We start from the raw sequence: 24,238 nt of genomic DNA, 5'->3' as shown, positions 1-24,238 counted from the left end.
AAAGTCATTAAAAAATCACTTTGGGCATTATGTATTTTGTATTGATATAAAAAATATACAGCTATAGAAGAATCGTAATACCAATAACTAATAAGTAAATATAGAAGATACGCTGGGTTATCGTAGGACCAATGTTCTTCACAATTTTCAAACCAACAGGAGGAAAAATCGCCATTGTAATCGAAATGAATAAAAATGCAGGGAGATAAACATAACCTAATAAAAAGTGAGAACCCGAAATATCAGCATGAAGTCCTGACACAATATAGCCAACAGTACCAATAATTGAATAAGGTACTGCCAAAATTAAGTTTGTTCCTAAAACAGCTCTGTGCTCAGCATATCGAGATAAGAAAGGGATCATCAAAATACCCAGAGCAACCCCCGCTAACCCGCTTAATGTTGTACAGATCAAGCTCGTTATCATTAATAATAACGGTTCAAGCGGCTTTTTGACATCATCTTTTTTATTAATAATTTTTAATAACTTATAAGATGCAATCGCAATAATTAGAATAGCTATATAAACTCTAAGTATACTAGATGGCAACAAATGAGAGATTAGCGGTGACAGAATAGCTCCGCCGATCACCCCAGGTAAACACCATTTTACTAACTCTACATTAAAGAGCTTCGCCTTAATATAACTGATTGAACCAGAGATGCTACCGACAATAAGAATAGCTAAACAAGAAGCAACTGCCACTTTAAGTGAAACTGCTTCAGGGAAGATATTGAGAAAAATGAGTGACAGCACAGGTAAAATAACAAGGCTACTTCCACTACCAAGAGCACCAATTATAACCCCACCAAAAGCCCCTACGAATAGATAGAGTAAACCAATTTCCATTATTATTAGACCGAACAAAAAATTTTAAGAAATAATGTCGTTAATTTATTGTCATGTAAATAGGTATATCTATTATGTAAGATTACACTAGAGTAAAACATCCATGGAATAGAAGAAAAAAGCACATTTAGCTATTGTTGTTTTCTATGTTATCTCTGACTAAATCATGCAATTGCTTAATCGTCATCAGCGAGAGCCACATTAACTCAGCAACAGTTTGAGTCTCTATAGATGGACTGTCTAGCTCTTGGAGTACTGTTTTATTCAAACAAGGCAAATCTATAACGTTGTGTTCTTTAACACTTAATATGAGTGCATCTATTGATTGTTCAATATGTTCCAACCATTGAGGCGATAAAGTTTGAGTATTACTTCTGGCTAAAGGTAATAAGAGGCATAGATAATGAGATAAAAGATGATATTGACTAATAACTTTTTCATAGTAGGCAGGAGCTTTTCTTGTAAACTTAGGCTCTTGCTGCATTTCACTATAGATCAACTCAAGAGCATTCTCCGCATTCAACAATTCAGCTCGTATTAGAGAAAGTTGATTCGCATCTTTGTATTCAGAAGATAACTGCAGTTGCTGGTAACAAGTGATGAAAACTTTTTTAGCCGCCCCCAATGCTTTTAAAGATTGATCATGAATTTCTTTTCCTCTCCACTGCGGCCACAAAATACTGTAGCCAGCAAGAACCGTTATACACCCAATAATATTATCAATTAACCGAGGTCCTACAAGACTCATGCCCTGGCTTGTCATTATTTGAAAAACCAAGATTAGCATTGCTGTGATGCAACCTATAGCTATGGAGTAATTACGCAGAATATTAAACATGGCGACAGGGAGTAAAATAGCAATTACAACAAAAATACCAATATTGGATATTCCCATATGAAGAAAAAGAATCGCTAATAAACCACCGCTGATAGTCCCTAAACAACGATGCAATATTCGACTTCTTACTGCACTAAACGTCGGTTGAATAACCATTAATATTGATATTAATACCCACTCAGGATGCAATAATTGAAAGTATTGTGCCAGTCCAGCCCCTAACATATAAATCAAAGTAATACGAGCAGTATGTTTCCATATCGGATTATCTTTACGCGGCCAAATAAATGTTAATATAAATGGTTGTATGTTAAATTGTCTTTCATAAGTTTGTTCATTAAATTCAATTCGTTTTGACACATGCTTTATCGCCGATGCCCAATATATAAACCTTGGTTGTTGCCCGAAATCTACTTGTAATAAATATATGAGGTTTTCTGTAATCGCTAATATTGATTGTTCTGGAAAATGCGTTTTCGTTCCCGTTTTTAGTAATTGCTCAACCTTAATTTGTAACCGTTGTTGACAATTATTCTTCCATTCAATTAACAGTTTCTGCTTTTTAATATCATTTTGAATAGCAAAAAGAAGATCTGGATTCTGGGTATGACTACTTAACAAACCTTCAAAAATATCAAGAGCTAAGACTAATTCGTTTTTTAACGTATCATCAGTTTTCTTGCCCATACGAAAGGCTTCCGATTGAAATGCTTGCTCAAATAATTCAACTAACTGGAATTTTATTTTTGTCCATTCATCTTCAATATTATGTCCAAGTAAAAATCGAACCCGTTGTCCAATAAATAGACTAAGATTTTGATAAATTGCAGATAAGCTGACTCTTAAAGCATAATCTTTCCACAACAGAAACCAAAGCCAGCTGAACAACGAAAACAGTAAAGGTCCAAAAATCAGCATAGTATACTGAATAAAATCGACTGTATTTGACTTAAACAACGATAAGGTAACAGCAGCGATCAGAATACTAGACATTCCTAATCGCCCCCAGAATGGTCCATTTACAGACATACTCACCAAAATAGTAGAGAGCATACCAAATATTAGCCACAATGGTAATTGAAGGGATAACAATAGATAAGTAAAAACAAGTGTTCCAGACCACAACAATAAAGTAATAAAAAAACGAGTCCAGCGCCTTGGACCTGCAACATCTAGCCCACTGATTAATGCAGCAGGTAATGTCATTAGAGCTGTCATTGCGCTATTAATCTCTCCAACTATAGCGCCAATCCCCATTATCAGTACGATAGCTGAAAAAGCACGAATCCCTGTATTTATTTGAGGAGAATACCACATTTGTCGAAATAAATTAGAAACCATAACTTATAACCAATACTACAATGTGTTTATATATCTAATTTTATAAAGTTAACACTAACAGATTCATATTACGATAAAGGTTTTCTTAACCCATAGATAACAAATTTAAAACTAAGCTGATTACAACAAATAGAACTCAACAGTAACCCTGATTTTCAAATATTACTTAAAACAGATTCAACGAGTTACCGCTTTATTAATATGCTTGTTGCACATATCATTTTGTGCCATAAATTATCTAATGTTGCCAAGTTGCAGTATTCATTCAGAAAATAAGGAATAGCTATGTCTAAATTGACTGTTGTTGCAAATATTATTGCAAAGGAAGGACAAATTGATCTCGTAAAATCAGAACTGTTGAAGTTGATTGATGTGACACGAGCAGAAGATGGCTGTATTAGCTACGACCTTCACCAAGATAATGAAAACCCAGCTCATTTTGTATTTTTTGAAAATTGGAGTTCTGAAGATAAGCTGCAAGCCCATTTAAATAACACACCAATTGCCGAGTATGTCAAAGCTACTGAAGGCGCCATCGAATTATTTACTATCAATAAAATGACTCATATTGGTTAATCACTAAATAGGCCTTTAATAATAAAGGCCTATTTTAAAACTCACTCCGTTAATACACTAGATTAAGCAGATTGTTCAGCTAATGAAACTAAAGTCTTTTTATTGTTTATTAACCAATCAGAGAACGATTGTGGTCTTTTTCCTGTCAAACGCATAAAGTCATCATCATTGCCATCAGCGAGATCTTTGCGATTATGCTCATCCATAGTTACACATAATTCAACAATGGCTTTAGGTAAACCAAATGATGCTAATTTAGCTCGGTACTCATCGTCAGTTAACGGAACAAGTTGAATATTTGTATCTAATGTATCATTGATGATATTAAGCATCTGCTTAGCGGTTAACGCATCAGAACCATTCAGTGATAGAACTTGTCGAGTATCGCTATCATTGACAATAGAAGCTGCGGCAGCATAGGCAAGATCTTCACGCGAAATTTGAGCAACTTTACCCTCACCTGATGATGTTAACCAAAATCCTGTCTGGAAAATACTCGCAAAATAATCAATAAAGTTTTCGAAATACCAGTTATTACGCAAAATAGTCCAACTTTGAATGTTACTTTTAGCGATCGCCTGCTCTGTCGCTTCATGTTCAAAAGCAAAAACAACCGGTGACTTATCTGCAGAGCCCATTGAAGTGTATGAAATATGACGAATTCCAGCCATTTCTGCCGCATTGACCGCATTTAGATGAGCTTCTGTTCTTGGGCCATTTGCATCAATACTGATAAATAACATTGAATCTGCACCCGTAAATGCTTTGACTAGAGATTCTGGTTTAGCAAAGTCAGCTTCACGCACATCAACACCACGATCAGATAAAAACTTCAATTTATTTACGTCACGAGTAGTTACAATCAGTTGTGTAGGATCAATATTAAACTTCTCTAAAAGCTGCTCAACAACAAGTAAACCAAACTTTCCAGAAGCGCCAGTTACTAATAGTTTACGACTTGACATAATTTTTACTCCATCAATATTTTTAATACAGCATCACAGTTAATTGCTGTCTCGTGCTGTTGATGGTTCTACTATATAGTTTACAAATAGATTAATAATTACCTTTGAGATAAACTCATTGTTTAATAAAAATAAACGATATAACTATGATATCTATTGATGACATGATGATTTTCGCTCAAGTTGTTGAAAATCAATCTTTTACACAAGCAGCTGAAACGTTAAACCTAGGTAAATCACGAGTTTCACAAATCATCACTAAACTGGAAACAGAGCTAGATACTCGGCTTCTAAATAGAACGACTCGATCATTATCTTTAACTGATGCTGGCGAAATATATTATAAAAAGTGTCGACTAATTAGAGAGATAGCACTAGAGGCTAATACAGAGATTACCGATACAACTCACCGGCCAAGCGGAACAATACGAATTTCAACGCCAAGTTTTGCACTAATAGATGTTCTTAGCGAATTTATGCATCTCCATCCTGAGATTAACTTAGACATTATCGAAAGTGATAGTTATAGCAATTTGATAGAGTCGAGATGCGATTTAGCCGTTAGAGCCTCCTCTGCTTTAGAAGATTCAAGCTTATATGCAATAAAAATGGGGTATTTTTGCGATATGCTCTGTGCCAGCCCGGAATATTTAGAAAAGGTAGGGATGATCAATCACCCTCAAGATTTATTAAATTTAGACTGGATCAGCCATGAGATTGTACACAGTAGCAACGTATTAAGGTTAACGAGTTGCAACGGACAAACAATCAGTCTCAAACATAAACCTAAGATTCAAGTCCGAACAACAGCTTCAGTTAAAGGCTTTGTACTCAATCACCTCGGATTTGCAATCATGCCTAGTTTCGTTATCCGAGATGAACTAAATAGTGGTCAATTAGTTCGTATACTGCCACAAGCGCATGATCTACAAATACCCTTTTATATTGTCTATCAAGAAAAATCTCTTATGCCATTAAGAGTACGAACTTTAATTGAGTTTTTAAAGCAAAAGGGAGATTGCTATCAACTTTAAATTTACTTTTCGCAGCGGATAAAAATAAAATTCGGGTTTCGTGATAGTCTCTCATACGTTTCAGGAGAAATCTGCTTAGCTTCTTTCGCTACTACCCCTTCGGTCAATCGACTAATTACAAATCCGGCAGCATTAAGAGCTTCTGTTATCTCAGTTAACGAACGACGATAAAAACGAACTGTAACGGGTTCACCAACGGTATCCCACTCTTCTTCTATTTGCTCACGCTCATAATAGTTACCCGTTACAGAACACTCAAAGTCGGCAAATGGATGGTGCATTGAAAAAACCATATACCCACCCTTTTTCAGGACTCGATATGCTTCTTGAAAAAGAGCTGGTAAGTCTTCTAAATAATGCAGTACTAATGGGCAAATAATAGCATCATAAAGATTATCTGGCTCTTGAGGTAAACCTTGACTCAAATCCTGAACATAGGCATTCACATTAGAACCATGCTTTGCTTTAACAAGTTCAATCATCTCCGAAGAAGCGTCTATACAAGTTAGATAATTCACATTGTGAGTTAAAAAGTATTGTGCGTAAATACCTGAACCACATCCCATATCTAATACCGTTTTTTCGGACAACGGACTCAGCAGAGCTATGGTAGATGGCCTTTCTAATAGCGCATTATAAATATTACTTTGTGCCACAGCATCGTATCGCTTGGCATGCTTTGTATACATATCAGACATTGTATTTCTCTAAACTTTAAATTTTTAATGTTTGTGCAATGTCACTGCCGTGCCAAAAGCCATAACTTCAGAAGCACCTTCAGTAACGGAGCTTGTAGTAAAACGAACACCTATCACAGCATCAGCACCAAGATTTCTGGCTTCCTCAAGCATTCGTTCAATAGATATACTGCGTGCTTCATTATACATTTCGGTATAGCCTTTAAGCTCGCCACCAACAATACTTTTTAAATTAGCCATGATATCTCGACCTACGTGCTTAGACTGAACGACGTTTCCTGTCACCACACCAAGTACATCTGTAATTTCATACCCTGGCATTGTTTCAATTGTTGAGTATTTCATAAGCAGCTTCCTTTATTTGATTCCAAATTATGGGAGTAACTCATAGTCGATAGTACCGTTATTATGGATCGAAAATAGCCACATATTGCCATTTTCTTCATATTGATACTTCGCGATATTCTCGACGGGCTTAAGATGTTTCTCAAAATCACGAATTTCATGTTGAGGTAACGAAAACCGTCCACTTGAAGAATTCAAATCTAAATCATTATGTACAGTAATTTGAGTTGCATCTTTTGGTACCACTCTCGGTAGCCAACCTCGATCAAACACGCCATCATCATCTGCAATCTGATAAGTCTCGTATTGACTGGTCACAACATCAGAACATCCCAAAAGAGACAATGTAAGTAAAAGTATTCGTTTTTTCATAAAAATATCATCCACCTTCTATATTTCTAACAAACTACTCCTATTACTGGCCAAACTCTGTCCTTTTATTGTCATAATACCTGCTAAACAATAGCTGTGAGGATACAAATGGTGAAGACGATATATTCACCATCGCTACTATAAGCTTTATCAAAGTTATCAATTCCTTTTACTGAACATCAATATAGAGAAAATTAGCCTAATGCACTACGAATAAAGCCATTGTGGTTTGCTAGTTGCTTTTTTGCTTGTTCCGCATCAAGCCCAGCTAAAATCATCAAAATAGCAGTCTTACAATGTCTATCGCAGGCACTTAACGCTTCTTCTGCTTGTGCCGCATCGCAATCAGTCGCTTGCATGACGATATTGGTTTGACGTTGGATCAACTTAGCATTGGTTGCTTCCACATCGACCATTAAGTTACCAAATACTTTACCAGTACGGATCATAGCGCCTGTTGTCAGCATATTAAGTACGAGTTTTTGCGCAGTTCCAGCTTTCATACGAGAAGACCCAGTAACAACCTCAGCTCCAACCACAGGAGTAATCGCAATATCAGCTATTTTTGTCATTTCACTTTGTGGATTACAACTTACCGCAACAACTTGAGCCCCAACAGAGCGCGCATATTTCATTCCGCCAATAACATAAGGAGTACGTCCACTTGCAGCGATACCGACCACCACGTCATTTTCGGTTAAGCCTAAATTTTGCAGATCTTGTTCAGCCAACTCTTGATTATCTTCAGCATTCTCTACCGCTTTTAATATGGCTTTATGACCACCAGCAATCAGCCCAACCACTTGATTAGGATTACTTCCATATGTTGGCGGACACTCGCTGGCATCTAAAATACCCAACCGACCTGAGGTTCCTGCCCCCATATAGATAAGTCGTCCCCCTGCCATAAATGCATCAGCGATGGCATCTACAGCAAGAGCAATCTCAGGTAGTGTTTTTTCAACAGCTAAGGCTACTTTTTGATCTTCTTGATTGATGACAGTAACCATATCAAGTGTTGATAACGTATCAATTGCATTACTTGCTTGGTTTCGACTTTCAGTTACTAACTGAGATAAATCAATTTTCATAATAATTATTTCGTATTTTTAACAATCAGAATTACTCACATTATACCTAAGTCATTTCAAGGTGCTACGGTAGGAAAATTCCCCTTTAATCAGAAATAAGAGTATAAATTTTAGTTATTGAGGATCTAGAGCCCAGCATAAAAATTGTCAAATATGCGATCACGACATAAGCTTTTTAGAATTGCTGATGTTTTACGAGCAATCTTTATGAAGAAATCTATATGAAGAAAGTAATGCAATTTTTTGCCCTGATACTAATGGCCTCAAGCTTGAGTTTATCGACTTATGCTTTAGAGCTATCGCCCCTTACGAGTAAGCCCTATACTGGCGATCTTGCGGTTATTGAAAAGAAGAAAGTCATTAGAGTGCTGGTTTCTGCTGATTTGGGGTTTTACTATATTGAAGATGGTCAACCGAAAGGCATTGTTGCAGAGCTTCTCGCCCATTTTGAACAACAACTTAAAAAAGAAAACAGACCATTGCATATCCAGATAATTCCGGTAACACGAGACCAATTAATTCCGTTGCTGATTGAAGGTTATGGGGATTTGATCGTAGCCAATTTAACGATCACAGCAACACGAGAAAAAGAAGTCGCATTCAGTGACCCTGTTTTGGATAATATTTCAGAGCTTATCGTTACCAATAAATCTCATCCACCGATTACAGAAATCACTCAACTTAGTGGGCAAGATTTCTGGGTAAGAAAAAGCTCTAGCTACTATCGAAGTCTACTTAGAGTTAATAATCAACTGGAATTACAACAACTGGCTCCTATCAACATCCATTTTATTGATGAAACAATCCAAGACTATGAATTAATAGAAATGATTAATGTAGGGCTCATCAATGCAACTTTATTAGACAGCCATAAAGTAAAAATCTGGCTCTCAACCATGCCTAATATCCAAGTAAACGAACAATTCCCGTTAAGATATAAAGGGGAAATTGGGTGGGCAGTACGTAAAGATAGTCCTAAATTTTTAGCTTTAATCAATAACTACATCAAAACAGTAAAATCAGGGACATTAATGGGTAATGTTATTTATAACAAATATTTAAACCAGCATTTATGGTTAAAAAAATTCCTCAGCCCATCTAAAATAGACAAAGCAAAAGAACTATCTAATATCTTCTTCAAATTTTCCACTGAATACGATTTTGACTACTTGATGATGATGGCGCAAGGTTATCAAGAATCAGGGCTGGAGCAAAACAAGGTTTCTTATAAAGGTGCCGTTGGTATTATGCAAGTTTTACCAAGCACAGCTCGAGATAAAGCAGTCAATATTTCAAACATTTACAATCCAACAAATAATATTCATGCGGGAATTAAGTACATGGCTTACTTAAGGAAGTACTTTTTTTCCGATGAGAGCATTGATTATCAAAACCAAGTTTACCTTTCTTTAGCCGCGTACAATGCAGGGCCGGGAAATATATCTAAAATGCGAAGATATGCTAAAGAACAAGGCTATAACCCAAACATCTGGTTTAAAAATGTTGAGGTTGTAACAAGAAAACATATAGGAAAACAGCCTGTTGTTTATGTAAAGAATATTAACCGTTACTTTATTATGTATAAGCAACTAATTGAGTTAAAAAAAGAACGTAAAGGTACAGTTAAACCCTTCCATCCTCCGTATAAATACAATCCAATAAGCTTATTTTAAAGAAAAAGCCTCAATGGTCACATCACTGAGGCTTAATCTCCAGCTATTTAAAAATCGAATTATTCAGAACGACACGTTTTAAAAATATCCAGTTTAGGATTGTATACTTTCGTCTGAACATCCATCACTCCAAGCATTGAATGGAATACGTTATCTTGAGAGAAGTGACCAGATTCCGCCTCTTTTTCTAAACATGATGGGTTGATACCGCGGTCTTGCTCAAACCCTTTCGACATCCAAACCATCATTGGAACAGTAGTTTGATACTTTGGTGCTAAAGTATAAGGAGTCCCATGTAGATACAAACCATCTTCACCTAGTGATTCACCATGATCCGAGATATAAAACAGAGCGGTGTTGTATTCTTTGCTATAACCTTTTAGTTTTTGGATTAACTGATCAATCACATAGTCGGTATACAAAATCGTATTATCGTAGCTGTTTACTATCTCTTGAGTTGTACAGTTTTCAATATCCGCGCGTTGGCAATCTGGCTTGAAAAACGCATGATCTTTGGGATAACGCTTATAATAAGTAGGACCATGACTTCCCATAATATGTAATGTGATAAATTTATTTCCCTTCATATCAGAAACTTCTTTATCAAAATTATTAAGTAAAGCCATGTCATAGCATGATTCACCATCACATAATGGATTATCTGAACTTCGATCTAATACAATCTTATTGATACGGTCAGCAGCACCTTTATCACCACCATCATTCTCTTTCCACAACATGGAAATACCTGCACGATGTAAAATATCAATAAAGGTATCTTGGTTATAAGCGACTTCTCGGTTGTAATCACTCTTGTTCATAGCTGAAAACATACATGGAACAGAAACAGCAGTTGCAGTACCGCAAGAAGACACCGACTTAAATGAGATCACGCCGTCTTTCTTCGTATATTGGTTAGTAGGTCGAGGGTAACCGTTTAGCTCATAGTTCATTGAGCGCGCTGTTTCGCCAAGAACAAAAACAAAAAGTGTCGGCTTACCATTATGTGTTTTGGACACAACTTGTTTTGCATCTGTACCAATTTCTTGATACTTCATTGGTTCAGTGAAATATGTTTTGTTTACGTATTTACCTAGAGCATAAACATAAGCAGGGTTAATCACGCGGTTTAAGTAATGATTATTACGACCAACAGAGCTGTAATCTTTATAATAGAAAAACGCAACAAGACCTATAATAACTAATGAAGCCAAAATCGAAACCAACTTCATCAGTACGAACTTAAGAGCTGAAGAATATGGTTTTATGGGTGTTTTTAACAGTAAGATAACGGGTAAAACACCGAGAACTGTAACCCATACCACACCAGTAAGGCTAAAGTATGACGTTGCTTCTCCTGCATTGGTCTCAAAAATATTTTCCATCATGCCATAGTCAAAAATGGCACCATATTGATACATAGCATAGCAGACGAGAGCTGAGAAAAAGATGAGGATACTAAAAAAAGGCTTAGTAATATAAGGCCATGAAAATAGATTAAAAATAATGTTCAAAGCCGCAGTTAAAAAAATTGGCAAAGAGATAATAAAACCAATTTTAACAGCAGGAAGGGTTTGAAATATATGCTCAAAAGTACGCCAAAGCGGAAGATTAAGCACAATGGCAAAATAAAGAGCCAATAAGAAGGTAACCATCCCTACTGTTTTTGGCTGTTTAATATGAGTGAGTAAATTCTTCATTTATTTGTTATCTATTTATCTTATATGAGGATATTGATGTAAAAAGTAAACAACTTCTAATTAACGGTGTGGCAGAATCCCGCTAAGGCAGTAAGATCTCGCATTAACCGTGAAATTTTTGTGAAACTCTGGTTTTAATAATAAAAAACAGTGAATTTTGACACAAAAGGAGTAGTTATCAGCACAATAAATACCCTAAAGACATAAAACAGAAAAATACGAGCAAATTTCTGAATGGATACTTAACATTGAAGTAGCTAAGCTTTTAGATACGAAGATTGCGGAGATATTTAAGATAGTTGTTTTCAGAATGCTAGACTGTAATTGTTCAAGACAAAGCGAAAGGTTCACCGTATAATCTAGCCGTTTTTGTAATTTTACGGTATTAAATGTGACTCAATTAAGTCTAGAAGCGATTCGCCAACAACTCACAGAGCGTCATTTTCACGCAGATAAAGTTAAGATTGTCACTGTTGAAGCAATGGATCCAGCAGATTTAGAAAGCTGTACAACAGTTGAAAATGAGACTTTCTATAATAGCTACATGAATGTTATTTATGGCAAGGGCGATCGTTACGTTTTGGGCTACCGCTGTAATGAAGCCGAAATTATTGATCAAGCTATCATCCGTAAAGGTGATAAATACTATGATCCAACACTACAAGCAAATAGTGATAATTTCGAACCTTATCAATTTGCTCTTCTTACTGAATTTCAAGTTTTCGATATGATGAAGAATGCAAAATCAAATAAGGATTTTCCACCTGACGTTGACTTCTTATTTGCTCGAGCAAAATACTATAAAAACATCATTAATAAGTAATAAAGCTCATTAATTTACAAATAAAGGGAGTTAGTCGCTCCCTTTATATTACTAATTTTCAATAACAAGTAATCGCGATACCTATCTCTGATGCTAAGCTTTGTAACTGCTCTTCTGTATCTAATTTAATAGACCAACTAAGACCACTTCCTGTTGCTGTTACAACATTAGCGCCAGCAATCAATGTTATTTCATCAACTTGGGATTGCAGCGATACCCTAGCCTCACCGTTTAATCGAATAACGACTTCACGTTGATTCGCAATAATTTTTCCTTGAGAAAATTCAATGATCATGATTCTTTCTTTTTATGTTTCATCACAGCGATAGTTAAACGGCTTGTACACACTAAGCGATCTCGCTCATCAACAATATCTATTTGCCAAACTTGTGTTGTTACCCCTAAGTGGGTTGGTTTAGCAATACCTTTAACAAAACCACTACGCATCGCTCTAACATGATTGGCATTAATATCTAAACCAACACAATAATGTTCTTCTGAAACACAATAATTGGCTGCTATTGAACCCAGAGTTTCAGCTAACACAACCGATGCTCCGCCGTGCAACATCCCTAATGGCTGGTGTGTCCGATGATCTACGGGCATAGTGGCCGTTAAACTTTCATCATTAAATGAGATATACTCAATACCAAGATGCTCAACTAACGTATTTTTTGACGTTGCATTCAAGTCTTCAAGCGTAAAATGACGCTTCCAAATCGACATACTAGCCCCTTTTTAAATGATCTATTGAATTTTAACGAAGTTAATACGATAACCCAAGCAGTGATCTAGGTAACCAAACCGAATACTTACAAAAAAAGGCATCCGAAGATGCCTTATCATTACAAAAGTAAACTCAATTATTCAGCAAGAACTTGAGTTACTGTTTCAATATCGATTGAAGGAGAAACGATCTCAACACGACGGTTCTGTGCGCGACCTTCTTCTGTTTGGTTAGAAGCAACTGGATCTGCTTCACCACGGCCTTCAGCAATAATACGAGAACCATCAACATTTAGATGTGCACGAAGCGCATCAGCGACAGCATCTGCACGACGCTCAGACAGTTTCTGGTTGTAAGCTTCAGAACCTTTGCTATCGGTATAACCAACAACATAGATTTGTGCTGCATCTTGCTCTTGTAGACGCTGCTCAAATGGAACTAGCTTAGCTGCATCACCTGCAGAAATTGATGAGCTATCAAAGGCAAATGGAACGGCCAGTTTAAGCTCTTCTAAAGTCGCAACAGAGACTTGATCTACATATACAGGTTCTGCAACTGGCTCTGGAGCGCCCCAGCTATATACTAGGCTTAGACCATAGAAGTGAGTGTCCCAATTTGCACGAACATCTTTGTCTTTTAGTTCTACATCATGGTAGTACTGATATTCTAGACGAGCAGAAAGATGATCATCTAAGAAGAACTCAAGACCTGCACCTGCAGTACCAACTACACCATCATCTTTATATTTTTCTGCACCAAAACCTTTCGCCTCTGAGAAGTAGTATGCACCACCCAGTTTCGCATAAAGACCCATATAGTCTGTTGCATGCCATGTAAATTTACCAACAAGATCGATCGCTTGCTGATCAACTCGCATTTTGTAGTTGTTATCAAACTCAGCACGGCCTAGCCAAGTGTAGCCAGTTTCAATCGCGAACCAAGGAGTTACGTTGTAACCTGCAAACAAACCACCGCCCATATCATCGCGGTCAAATGCAGAATTACTGTCCACACCATTTACAGAAATATCATTATAGTGAGTAGCACCAACTCGGAAACCCGCATACCATGGGTTATCTGCTGCTGCGTTAGCGACACCTGAAATTAAAAGTGCCAACGGAAGAACATAACGAACTTTAGACATGAAATTATCCTTTTATTTTTTTACCACTGCCTTGTTGTTTTAGTCTAGAGATCTTAGCTAATACAAACCAAGGTCACAAAAGTGTTACCGACATCACATTTACATAGCAAATGATTAATCCAAACATTTATAGATTAACATAATATTTTATTTTAACCACAAATGTTATAAACAATAGCAAATTAAATCAATTAGATATCAATAAATATTTGGAAAAGGATTATCACTATAATTTTGTTAAAAACCGATAGCACCGAGCTAAAAACTTATATCGTTATGCACTATCAATTCCATAGTTTTCTTGACGTTTAATTGATTACCATAATCAAGTAAAATAGCCCACAGAATATTTTTGAGCTGCATAGACAGGATATTGAGTACAACACTATGGTTTTTCATAACAATAATAAACAATCAAACTGTAAAGTAGGTATTATTGGTGGTGGTGTGGCAGGCTCTACTGCGGCATTGCGTCTTGCCGAATTGGGTATCGATGTTGAGCTATTTGAAGAAGGTAAAAGCCTAGTTAATGGTCCTCCTATCTGCCACCTTCATGCTGGTGGTAACCTTTATCGTGAAATTAGTGACGAGCAATGTGCGACATTACTTAAGCAATCCATTGATACTGTCAGAGCTTACCCTGCTTCTGTTAATGTTCGCCCTACAGTGTTAGCCGTTCCCACCCATGATGCTGGCGACCCTAAAGAGTTACTGCCACGCTTAACGATGTTACAAAGCCTTTATGCTCAACTGGTTCTACAAGATCCATGTAATTCAGTTCTAGGGAATCCAGATGATTACTATCGTCTATATAATGAAGCAGATATAACAGCACTCGCAGTCCTTGAACAACCTCTTTGTCCACAAACTCCCGATGAATGGATGATTCCTGTCGCAAAATCGATTAACCCGAAACAATTTAAGTACCCTATTGTGATGGTTCAAGAGTACGGCTTGAGCGTCTTTCGAATAGCCGCAACTGTCAGTCTAGCGTTGGCACAAAAAAACAACTGTATCGTGCACACTTCAACAAAAGTGACGAACCTCAGTTATCTGGCGGATTCTCAAACTTGGACGCTGGAATTTTCAAATAACAGTATAAATAAGCCACAAACCGAACACTTTGATTATGTTGTCAATGCAAGTGGGTTTAGAACAGGGACTATCGACGATCTTATTCATGTCAAAAGAGACCGTTTAGTTGAGTTTAAATCGGCTTATGTTACACATTGGCAAGATTGTCACGCACAATGGCCGGAAGTGATTTTCCATGGTGAGCGAGGAACTCCGCAAGGAATGGCACAATTAACGCCTTATCCAAACGGTTACTTCCAACTTCATGGTATGACTGAAGATATTACTTTATTCAAAGATGGCTTAGTTCATAGTACAACCACTAGCTCTCAACCACATTTAGCAGCGAGTTTTTTAACAAAAATATCTGATCGTTGGAAGCAACAAGAAGTGTCTGAGCGAACAGAACGTGCCATTGCTCATATGAGTCAATTTGTACCAAGCTTCACCACAGCTACGGTTGGTGGAATGCCTCTATTTGGCGCTCAACAAATACCGGGGTTAGATCCTACGCTTCGTGCTGCAGATGTCTCATTTGCCGCACAACGCTATGCTCGTTCAGAAATTGTCAAAGCCTCTTCTGCTTTAAGTGCGGCAAATGAAATCGTTGCCGATCTTATTGCCAATAAACTGATTGATCCGCTTAATAATACAGACATTATTGAAGAAGAATTTAAAACCAACCAAACCCTTTCATTAGATGATGTTGTCAATAAAGCTGTAGCAATTGCCAAAGAGCGTGGATACCCTCAAGAACTCGCAATACCAACAGGCTATCAGCGAGCAATTTAGTTTTTATAAGCATAAAAGAAAAGCAGAGCCTAAATTTAGAGCTCTGCTTTTTTATGCTGTTTATCTTGTCACAACTTAGCCGCGAATCATGCGAGCTCGGAAGTTACGACCTTTGATCTTACCATTTTCCAGTTTTTTCAGTGCTGCTTTAGCAATATCACGCTGTACAGACACATAAGCACAGTAATCAAAGATATGAATCTTTCCTACTTGGCTGCCTTGGATAGACTTATCACCACCAGTTAGTGCGCCTAAGATATCACCAGGGCGAACTTTTTGCTTTTTACCACCGTCAATCAATAATGTCACCATTGCAGGACGGTATGGCGGTTGATTTAATACACTTCGATCAGGTAATGCTTCGCCAGAAATTGGGCGATCAAGGTAATCTTCAAGTAAAGCGACTTTATAGTGTTCTTTATCACTAAATAATGAACACGCAATACCTTTACTTCCAGCGCGGCCTGTACGACCAATACGGTGTACATGCACTTCAGTATCACGCGCTAGGTGATAGTTAATCACAGCATCAAGAGCATCAATATCAAGGCCACGAGCGGCAACATCAGTTGCAACCAAAATAGAACAGCTCTTATTGGCAAAGCGAACCAATGTTCTGTCACGCTCTCTTTGTTCCAGATCACCATGAAGCGCCAGAGCACTAAAACCTTCGTCTACCAGCGTATCTGCCACTTCTTGAGCTTCTCGCTTAGTATTACAGAAAATAACCGCAGATTCTGGATGATGTTTAGCCAGTAACAAACGCACTGCATCCATACGCTCTTCATTATTATCTACTTTATAGAAATGCTGAGAGATACTGCTGTTATCGTGAGTCGCTTCCACTTTCACCATCGCAGGCTTATTCATAATGCTATTGGCAATCGAAGCAATTTGAGTTGGATATGTTGCACTAAATAGCAGAGTTTGGCGTTGCTTTGGTGCACAATCAATGACAGCATCAATAGCATCTTGGAAACCCATCTCTAACATGCGATCGGCTTCATCTAAAACCAATGTATTTAGATTATCTAGCGAAAGGTTACCTTTACGTAAATGCTCTTCTACTCGACCTGGCGTACCAACAATAATATGTGCACCGTGTTCAAGAGAGCCAATTTGCGGACCAAAAGGCATACCACCACACAATGTCAGTACTTTAATATTATGAATTGCACGAGCTAAACGACGGATCTCTTTAGCAACCTGGTCAGCCAGTTCACGAGTTGGGCACAGAACCAATGTCTGTACACGAAAACGCTTAACATTAAGGTTATTAAGCAAACCCAAACCAAATGCCGCAGTTTTACCCGAGCCCGTTTTACCTTGAGCGATGATATCTTGACCCGCAAGAATAATAGGTAAACTTTGTGCTTGAATAGGCGTCATCTTTTCGTAACCCAGCGATGCCAAGTTAGCTAAAAGATCGGGGTGAAGATTTAATGTTGCAAATGAGGTCTGAGTCACAACCGTGTCCTACTAGAAAAAAGGTTGTGGAGTATATCATTAACTAGCAAGCTTTCTAAGTGTTTATGCTTAAGTAGAAAAACACTGCGTCAATGATTAAACGCAGTGTTAACATTCTATTGCTGTCTTTTTAGAGGCAAGATTCAAAACCTTCAAAGTTTGGCGAACCTAAATAAATGTCTTTATTACCACGAGCATTAGCATGCGCTTTGCGGAAAGCTTCTGATTGAGTCCAATCTTCAAATGCTTGACGAGAGTCCCACACCGAATGAGAAGCAAACAAGGTATATTCCTCATTTGAGGCACCTTGCAATAAATTAAAGGAGCGAAAACCTGGTACAGTCTCAAGATAAGTATCGCGATTTTTCCAAATATCAATAAATTCTTGTTCAGAACCTAAACGGATTTTAAAACGATTCATAGCAATATACATAGCGCTTCCTTAATTTTCCTGTGGTGGCTTTTTATATTTTTTAAAATAATAGCAATTCACACTAAAATTACTCTTTGCTCTTTTCTATCATTGCAATAGTTAACTTGCCACTTCTTTGTACTCTCTCTAGGTACAATATGTGTTTGCAAAAAAGAAAAACCGAGCTGTATTTAACCGCTCGGCATAAATACTCTATTTCACCTGCGATTTAATATATTCGCCTAATTCTGAATGATGTAAAATCTTCGAAACAGGTAGAATGACATCAGTTGGTCCCCATGCGAACACATTAACTGGCGTATGTGTGTGAGTTCCTGTTCCCCACACAATATTTTGCTTTGTTCCCTGCACTCTTGCTAACAAATTTGCTCTGTCATTGTAAGGATAGAAAGCATCAAAATCATGAATCGCTGGAATCGTACTTTCTGATAAGTAACTATGCCCATCAACGTGGTAAGGGTTAGTTTTATCCGTTAATACTGCTTTTGCTTGTGCTTCAGTAATTGCAAATTCGCTGTTGTTATTCACAATTTTCATTAACTGCTTTGCGGTCTGCTTATTCTTTGGCAGCTGCCCAAACTCAGTTAACATTGCTGAATATGTTTTTTTCTGTTGATATAAACCATCTAAGATTGTGAATGCTCCAAAGTTAAAATTTGGCGCATAATCGCGTTGAGCAAAAGCTTCACCAGAACGTTTTTGCGGCTCAGGTAATTGATATCCAGAGTAACTAAAACCAAATGATCCTGTTTCATGGTCTGCGGTAACAATCACTAATGTGTCATCTCGCCCTTTAGCCCATTGATAGACAGCATCAATAGTATTATCAAATTTTAACATTTCATGCAGCATGGTACCTGCATCATTGCTATGACCCGCCCAATCAATCTGACCGCCTTCAACCATTAGGAAAAATCCTTTGTCGTTTTTAGCTAGGACTTCCAACGCCTTTTCCGTCATTTCACGCAATGTTGGTTGAGTACGAGCAGGATCTTCCTTAGTTTTACTGTATTCAATGCCGTCAGCCATTCCTGAGCTTGCAAATAAACCCAGCACCTTACTGCCTGTCGCTTCTTCTAACATCTGTTTATTAAATGCAAGGCTGTAACCTAAGTCTTTAGCTTCTAATAGTAAGTTACGTTCGTCTTTTCGTTTCGATTTTAACCCAACATCACCATGTGTTAGGGTCTGTAATTGTTGGTAAACTTCACCTTGTTGGTTTGCTGATTGTGGAATCCAGTTACGCAAGCCTCCAGATAACAGCACATCGACTTGAGTTTCTAACATATCTGAGGCTATTTCATTTTCTAATGAACGATGCGGTTGATGAGCAGCAAAAGCTGCAGGTGTTGCATGAGTCATACGAGTATCAGAAACCAGTCCTGTTGCTTTACCCATACGTTTTGCTTTCTCTAACACCGTTTCAATAGAGTTACCGTCAGGATCAATACCAATCACCTCAGAACCTGTCGAGATACCGGTCGCTAACATAGTCGCAGAACATGCTGAATCCACAACGATGGCATCATCAGGATGAGTTAATGATGAACCAATCACACCATCTTGAGCTAATTGATAAAGTGCAGTTGGTTTGCCCTTATATATCGAGTTTGGAGCTAACTTAGCGTAACTTTCAAGCAAACCGACTTGCTGAGGCCCCATACCATCACCAATCATTAATATGACATTTTTTATTTCGGCAGAATGGACATTAAGAGAGAGGGTCGATGCCGCAATAATGGTTGCCAACGGTTTAATGTACTTGTTCATTAATTATCCTTGTTTTTATTGATTCAGTTTTTTATTAACTGGGCGTATTTAAACAAGGATTTTTGACAGATTTATGGCGATTTTAAGAAACAAAAAAGACACGTAAACTTTTGCTTATAATGGCGCATCATTCCGTGTCTTAATTATCTTTTATCTGTATTAGCAATAGGTTATCGCAACTCAAATATTCGAATCAAATAGGAATAGTTACAATAAATTTGAGGGGATCCCCTCTTTTTCAAACCCAGCTAAGATTCGGGTAATAAAATCGCCCCCTTCTTTATCGAAATCCACCATTCCATATGGCAGAGCATTGTTAACAGGTAACCACTGTTTCATTACTTGTTTTATTACTTGATAGTTAGGATCCGAGGCTAAATTATGATGCTCATTGGGATCGAGATTACGATCATAGAGCTCTTCTGAACCATCACGATAACGAATATAAGTGTATTGCTCATCGCGAATAGCATGACACTGATAACCATAAGTCGTCACTGCAGGGATTTTTCTGTCAAAACGGGGATTATTCAGTAAAGGTTTTAAAGAGATCCCTTCATTCGTTGCTACTTTAGGTAAATGGCAAAGCTCAATTAATGTTGGATACAGATCCAATAGGCTTACGGCTTCATCACACACTTGCCCTTTCTCTTGCTGCGGTAAGCGGATCATTAAAGGGACACGCGTCGATTCTTGCCACAGAGTTTGTTTACGATAATTCATGTGCTCACCAAAGTTTTGGCCGTGATCCCCCCAAAACATCACAATGGTGTTATTGGCATAAGGACTCTTTTCCAAAGCATCCAGAACTTTACCAACTTGAGCATCCATAAATGCAATACAGGCTAAATATGCTTGCACTAACTCTTTACGAATCCCTAATTTATTAACGGCCGCCGCATCACCTCCAGGAATAATACCTAGAGCTAACGCTTTCCCCATAAGTGGAATATCAGTCATCTCTTTTTCAATCGTTTCAGGTACGATAATACTCTCAAGAGGGAACATATCGAAATATTCACGGGGAGCTGTATAGGGAACATGAGGTCGGATGAAACCACAAGCTAAGAAAAACGGTTTCTCATAATGGCGTTGTAATCTTTCGACGGTCCAATCCGCAAAATATTCATCAGGCATCACACCACCATTAGGAATATCGTGACGATCTAATGCACCACTACATAAGCTAAACCCTCTAGTTCCGGGTCCATATTCTTGAGATTGAATAATTTGTCCACCACCGACAGGAAACGGATAATATTTATGGTCATCCACACCATAAGAGCCATAACCGTAACCATTTGCTTTTAAATGCTCATCACGCGGTCCAATAACATACAAGGGTATTTCCTCATCCCATTGCTCTTTGTGACGATAATCAGCAGTACCATGATGAGAAATCTTTCCCGAAGCCATGGTGTAATAGCCGTTATTTTTAAAATGTTGAGGTAATACAGGCGTTGAACCTAATACCTTTTCAGCGACAGGATCGAACGGCTTAATGCCCAACTCTTTATTGGTATAAAGACCCGTTGTTGTGGGCGCCATTCCAGTTAGTAGCGCTGTACGGGATGGTCCACAAACTGGGACCTGACAATGAGCATTTCGAAATGCGGTCGACCGTTTATACAGACGATCGAGATTTGGGGTTTTAACTTGCGGGTGAGCTCCTAATGCGCCAATCCAATCATTAAGATCGTCTACTGCTAAAAATAACATATTAGGATGTTGCGTGGAGTGCTCCGCTTGCACAAAACAGCTGGAGGTTGCTGTCACCGCACCGACAGCTGCAGTTGATTTTAAAAATTTTCTTCTTGAAAGTTCCATTTTCCAAACACCTTAAATCGAAATATTCTTTTTCACAAAGTAAAGAATTATGAAAGCACAAATTATACAAAATCGAAAAATCGCAATATAAATAACGATCACACTCTGTGCTTTACCTTTATTTTCTTTCGACTTAAAGAATAATGAAAGTGCAATCCGATTATAAACGAAATACCGAATTGCACTTTCTTTGGATTTATTTCGTCCAAGTAAATTTTTGGAACATAGGATCAACAGGCGTTTTGGCTACTCGATTAACGTAATTACTGATCACTTTTTGCGATAGGCCTAAAATGATTTCAAGAACTTGCTTATGCCCGTAACCCGCATCATAAAAAGCTTGTAACTCTTCATCCGACACATTGCCACGTTGACGAACCAGGCTCAACGTTAGATCTTTTAAGGCTTGAAGCTTAGGTGTTGGCATTACATCGTCATTTCGTAATGCTTCAATCAATACAGGATCGACTTTCATTGAATGAGCAATCAATGTATGAGCAGGAACACAATAGTGGCACTCGTGTTCCACATTAATAGTTTGCCAAACAACAGTGAGCTCTTCTTTATCAAACGAAGTTTCAGTAAATAGTTGGTGAAGTTCGGTATAAGCCTTAAGTAACTGCGGTGATTCAGCCAAAGTTGCAATCAAATTTGGGATACTTCCCATCGTTTTATGAGCATTGTTTAAGATAGCTTTTGTCGTTTCAGGTGCTGTTTCAATTGTGTGAATAGTAAAGACTTTCATTGTTCTTTCTCCATATAGTAGTTATTGCTATTAGCCTGTTGTTTGGCTTAATTAAACCTTACTTATTTTTGAACTATCGTTCAAGTTTAATTTTGAACAAATGTTCATCAATTAATGCAAGATTAAGATAATCTCCTGATTAAAAAGAGAAAAATTCTTTATTTTTTCTTACTTTACAGAAGATAATCTACCGACTAAAATTTTGAACAATTACTCAAAAAAGAACGATATTATGGCAAATACTCCAAAATTCGACCGCCAACAAGTGATCGAAAAAGCAACAAATTTGTATTGGCAAAAAGGCTTTCATGCAACGTCTATGCGTAATTTGCAAGACGCAATTGATATGAGGCCAGGGAGTATTTATGCCTCTTTTGGAAGTAAAGAAGGTCTATTTAAGCAAGCACTGCAACATTATCAGCAACAAGGTGTTATTGAGCTAAACCAATGTCTGGCCAATAGTGCATCTCCCCTTGCTGGACTAAAACGCTTTATCCAACAATTGGTACTTGAAACACCAAAGTCAGCACCAAGTGGTTTGTGCCTTCTCGCAAAAACAGTGGCAGAACTGACTTGTGATAACCAAGAGTTGTTAGATGAGGCATGTCGACTTCTGAATAAAATGGAAGCGGAGTTTGAAAAAGTCATTATTTCGGCTCAACAGCACGGCGAAATTACGAAAGAAAAAGACTCTGCAGAGCTAGCTCGTTATGTACAAGTACAAATTGCAGGGCTACGAACTTACGCTAAAACGCATCCAAACAGTGGAGCGATATCTACAATGATCGATGATATTTTTGCTCACTATCCATTTGTTTAATATCAAAATATTTTTAGTATGTTTAGCCAAGTCACTATTTTATAAAATAAATTTTACTAGAAAGTCGTGACAAGATAGTTATTCTTGATTAGGATAAATAACGTTAGTCGGGGGGCCTTTAGGCTGAGATCACATAAGTGGGACCCGTTGAACCTGAACCAGTTAATACTGGCGTAGTGGAACTAACGGATACCCAATCTTTCACCTTCGATGTATCTATAGAAATTACCTCTCAATACATCTTAGTGTCTCTTTGTGTAACTGCAGTTATCTCTACGCCATGTGGAGATCATGATGAATAATCAAGCAGTACCATCTAAAACCCCAATTACATTAACAATTGCAGGATCGGATAGTGGCGGCGGCGCTGGTATTCAAGCTGATATTAAAGCGATCTCTGCTACGGGTGGCTATGCCTGCTCTGTAATTACCGCTCTTACAGCGCAAAACACCCAAGGTGTCCACAGTATCTACTCCATTCCTGCCAATTTTGTTGCCGAACAACTTGATGCTGTTTTCCAAGATTTGGATGTAAAAGCGGTTAAAATTGGGATGCTAAGTGACAGCAATATTATTTCAATCATTGCCCATAAACTACGTCAATACCAGCCTAAATATCTAGTGGTTGATCCAGTTATGGTCGCAACCAGTGGCGATCTATTATTAGAACATAACGCCATCTCTACATTAAAAGAGCAGCTACTCCCACTGGCTGATGTGATCACCCCAAACCTTCCTGAAGCGGCTGCATTATTAGATTGTGCTCAACCTAAAACAGAAGAAGACATGGAAGCCATGATCGAGCAATTACGCCAACTGGGGGCTCATTCTGTTTTACTTAAAGGTGGACATCTTGACAATACAACCAATAGTACTGACCTCTTAATTCTTCCACATGATGTGCTTCGATTTACAACGCCACGTATTGATACACAAAATACCCATGGAACAGGCTGCACTCTCTCTGCTGCCATTGCTTCTTATCTAGCCCAAGGATATTCGTTAACAGAAGCAGTAAAAGCCGCTAAACACTATATCAGCAATGCGATTGCTCACGCTGATGAACTGCAGATCGGATCGGGGCATGGTCCGGTGCATCACTTTTTTAACCTAGCCAACAATAAGTAAGGTAA

The 24,238-nt window shown here is 37.8% G+C and carries 23 protein-coding genes and 1 riboswitch; of the genes, 7 read left to right on the top strand and 16 right to left on the bottom strand.

Going from position 1 to position 24,238, the window contains the following annotated elements:
* Nucleotides 1–61 precede the first annotated feature (61 nt).
* A complete protein-coding gene (locus tag WAX86_RS15970; protein ID WP_341489665.1) occupies nucleotides 62–850 on the bottom strand; it encodes a sulfite exporter TauE/SafE family protein in 789 nt (262 codons plus the stop codon).
* A gap of 127 nt (nucleotides 851–977) precedes the next feature.
* A complete protein-coding gene (locus WAX86_RS15965; RefSeq protein WP_341489664.1) occupies nucleotides 978–3,029 on the bottom strand; it encodes an FUSC family protein in 2,052 nt (683 codons plus the stop codon).
* Between the two features lie 285 nt (nucleotides 3,030–3,314).
* Between WAX86_RS15965 and WAX86_RS15960 the strand changes: the two genes are divergently transcribed.
* Nucleotides 3,315–3,605 (top strand): putative quinol monooxygenase, encoded by a 291-nt coding sequence (locus tag WAX86_RS15960; RefSeq protein WP_036765555.1) that lies wholly within the window; start codon nucleotides 3,315–3,317, stop codon nucleotides 3,603–3,605.
* A 62-nt stretch (nucleotides 3,606–3,667) separates the two neighbouring features.
* Here WAX86_RS15960 and WAX86_RS15955 read toward each other — a convergent pair whose 3' ends face one another.
* A complete protein-coding gene (locus WAX86_RS15955) occupies nucleotides 3,668–4,570 on the bottom strand; it encodes an SDR family oxidoreductase (protein WP_341489663.1) in 903 nt (300 codons plus the stop codon).
* 146 nt (nucleotides 4,571–4,716) lie between these two features.
* Between WAX86_RS15955 and WAX86_RS15950 the strand changes: the two genes are divergently transcribed.
* A complete protein-coding gene (locus tag WAX86_RS15950) occupies nucleotides 4,717–5,604 on the top strand; it encodes a LysR family transcriptional regulator (RefSeq protein WP_068969438.1) in 888 nt (295 codons plus the stop codon).
* Between the two features lie 2 nt (nucleotides 5,605–5,606).
* Here the strand turns inward: WAX86_RS15950 and WAX86_RS15945 are convergent, their stop codons facing one another.
* The 4 genes from WAX86_RS15945 to murQ all read right to left on the bottom strand — a co-directional run bounded on the left by WAX86_RS15945 (nucleotide 5,607) and on the right by murQ (nucleotide 8,110).
* Complete coding sequence (locus tag WAX86_RS15945; RefSeq protein WP_068969439.1) at nucleotides 5,607–6,302, bottom strand: class I SAM-dependent methyltransferase; 696 nt, start codon at nucleotides 6,300–6,302, stop codon at nucleotides 5,607–5,609.
* Between the two features lie 24 nt (nucleotides 6,303–6,326).
* On the bottom strand, nucleotides 6,327–6,647 hold the full coding sequence (locus WAX86_RS15940) for a YbjQ family protein (protein ID WP_237031736.1): 321 nt from the start codon (nucleotides 6,645–6,647) through the stop codon (nucleotides 6,327–6,329).
* A gap of 27 nt (nucleotides 6,648–6,674) precedes the next feature.
* Nucleotides 6,675–7,019 (bottom strand): hypothetical protein, encoded by a 345-nt coding sequence (locus WAX86_RS15935; protein WP_065171985.1) that lies wholly within the window; start codon nucleotides 7,017–7,019, stop codon nucleotides 6,675–6,677.
* Between the two features lie 194 nt (nucleotides 7,020–7,213).
* A complete protein-coding gene (gene murQ, locus WAX86_RS15930) occupies nucleotides 7,214–8,110 on the bottom strand; it encodes an N-acetylmuramic acid 6-phosphate etherase (protein WP_237031735.1) in 897 nt (298 codons plus the stop codon).
* A 221-nt stretch (nucleotides 8,111–8,331) separates the two neighbouring features.
* On the opposite strand from murQ, the gene WAX86_RS15925 reads away from it, so the two are divergent.
* Complete coding sequence (locus WAX86_RS15925) at nucleotides 8,332–9,783, top strand: lytic transglycosylase F (protein WP_081283014.1); 1,452 nt, start codon at nucleotides 8,332–8,334, stop codon at nucleotides 9,781–9,783.
* Between the two features lie 59 nt (nucleotides 9,784–9,842).
* On the opposite strand, the gene WAX86_RS15920 is transcribed toward WAX86_RS15925, so the two are convergent.
* Nucleotides 9,843–11,483 (bottom strand): phosphoethanolamine transferase, encoded by a 1,641-nt coding sequence (locus WAX86_RS15920; protein ID WP_237031733.1) that lies wholly within the window; start codon nucleotides 11,481–11,483, stop codon nucleotides 9,843–9,845.
* A gap of 391 nt (nucleotides 11,484–11,874) precedes the next feature.
* Between WAX86_RS15920 and WAX86_RS15915 the strand changes: the two genes are divergently transcribed.
* Nucleotides 11,875–12,306: a hypothetical protein gene (locus WAX86_RS15915; RefSeq protein ID WP_005304671.1), complete on the top strand. Its 432-nt coding sequence runs from the start codon at nucleotides 11,875–11,877 to the stop codon at nucleotides 12,304–12,306.
* A gap of 58 nt (nucleotides 12,307–12,364) precedes the next feature.
* Here WAX86_RS15915 and WAX86_RS15910 read toward each other — a convergent pair whose 3' ends face one another.
* The 3 genes from WAX86_RS15910 to WAX86_RS15900 form a co-directional block, all read right to left on the bottom strand.
* A complete protein-coding gene (locus tag WAX86_RS15910) occupies nucleotides 12,365–12,601 on the bottom strand; it encodes a DUF3389 domain-containing protein (RefSeq protein WP_036765547.1) in 237 nt (78 codons plus the stop codon).
* Nucleotides 12,598–13,032, bottom strand: coding sequence for a hotdog fold thioesterase (locus WAX86_RS15905; RefSeq protein ID WP_065171904.1), 435 nt, complete (start codon nucleotides 13,030–13,032; stop codon nucleotides 12,598–12,600). Before WAX86_RS15905 ends, WAX86_RS15910 begins: the two co-directional genes overlap by 4 nt.
* 137 nt (nucleotides 13,033–13,169) lie before the next feature.
* Nucleotides 13,170–14,177, bottom strand: a complete 1,008-nt coding sequence (locus WAX86_RS15900) for an OmpA family protein (protein WP_341489662.1) — start codon at nucleotides 14,175–14,177, stop codon at nucleotides 13,170–13,172.
* A gap of 387 nt (nucleotides 14,178–14,564) precedes the next feature.
* Here WAX86_RS15900 and WAX86_RS15895 point away from each other — a divergent pair, with 387 nt between their 5' ends.
* Entirely contained in the window at nucleotides 14,565–16,043 is a 1,479-nt protein-coding gene (locus tag WAX86_RS15895; RefSeq protein WP_341489661.1) for an NAD(P)-binding protein, read from the top strand.
* 75 nt (nucleotides 16,044–16,118) lie between these two features.
* Here WAX86_RS15895 and dbpA read toward each other — a convergent pair whose 3' ends face one another.
* From dbpA to WAX86_RS15870, 5 genes are all read right to left on the bottom strand, one after another.
* A complete protein-coding gene (dbpA, locus tag WAX86_RS15890) occupies nucleotides 16,119–17,510 on the bottom strand; it encodes an ATP-dependent RNA helicase DbpA (protein ID WP_065171906.1) in 1,392 nt (463 codons plus the stop codon).
* A gap of 130 nt (nucleotides 17,511–17,640) precedes the next feature.
* Nucleotides 17,641–17,943 carry an antibiotic biosynthesis monooxygenase gene (locus WAX86_RS15885; RefSeq protein WP_065171907.1) on the bottom strand — a complete coding sequence of 101 codons (303 nt, stop codon included), beginning with the start codon at nucleotides 17,941–17,943 and terminating at the stop codon, nucleotides 17,641–17,643.
* Nucleotides 17,944–18,135: 192 nt separating this feature from the next.
* The gene (locus WAX86_RS15880) at nucleotides 18,136–19,713 is read right to left on the bottom strand and encodes an alkaline phosphatase (RefSeq protein WP_341489660.1); all 1,578 of its coding nucleotides are present in this window, start codon (nucleotides 19,711–19,713) and stop codon (nucleotides 18,136–18,138) included.
* A gap of 207 nt (nucleotides 19,714–19,920) precedes the next feature.
* A complete protein-coding gene (locus WAX86_RS15875; protein WP_341489659.1) occupies nucleotides 19,921–21,540 on the bottom strand; it encodes a sulfatase-like hydrolase/transferase in 1,620 nt (539 codons plus the stop codon).
* Between the two features lie 196 nt (nucleotides 21,541–21,736).
* Nucleotides 21,737–22,285 (bottom strand): carboxymuconolactone decarboxylase family protein, encoded by a 549-nt coding sequence (locus tag WAX86_RS15870; RefSeq protein ID WP_341489658.1) that lies wholly within the window; start codon nucleotides 22,283–22,285, stop codon nucleotides 21,737–21,739.
* A gap of 232 nt (nucleotides 22,286–22,517) precedes the next feature.
* On the opposite strand from WAX86_RS15870, the gene WAX86_RS15865 reads away from it, so the two are divergent.
* Both WAX86_RS15865 and thiD read left to right on the top strand, forming a co-directional pair.
* Entirely contained in the window at nucleotides 22,518–23,105 is a 588-nt protein-coding gene (locus WAX86_RS15865; RefSeq protein ID WP_341489657.1) for a TetR/AcrR family transcriptional regulator, read from the top strand.
* A 98-nt stretch (nucleotides 23,106–23,203) separates the two neighbouring features.
* Nucleotides 23,204–23,303, top strand: a riboswitch (TPP riboswitch).
* A gap of 96 nt (nucleotides 23,304–23,399) precedes the next feature.
* Nucleotides 23,400–24,233, top strand: coding sequence for a bifunctional hydroxymethylpyrimidine kinase/phosphomethylpyrimidine kinase (thiD, locus tag WAX86_RS15860; RefSeq protein WP_284634729.1), 834 nt, complete (start codon nucleotides 23,400–23,402; stop codon nucleotides 24,231–24,233).
* The last annotated feature ends 5 nt before the right edge of the window (nucleotides 24,234–24,238 follow it).

Origin of the sequence: Photobacterium damselae subsp. damselae (assembly GCF_038086725.1) — a bacterium.
Classification (GTDB): Bacteria; Pseudomonadota; Gammaproteobacteria; order Enterobacterales; family Vibrionaceae; genus Photobacterium; species Photobacterium damselae.
The sequence above is the reverse complement of the archived record's forward strand: the minus strand, read 5'-3'. Positions and strand labels throughout refer to the sequence as shown.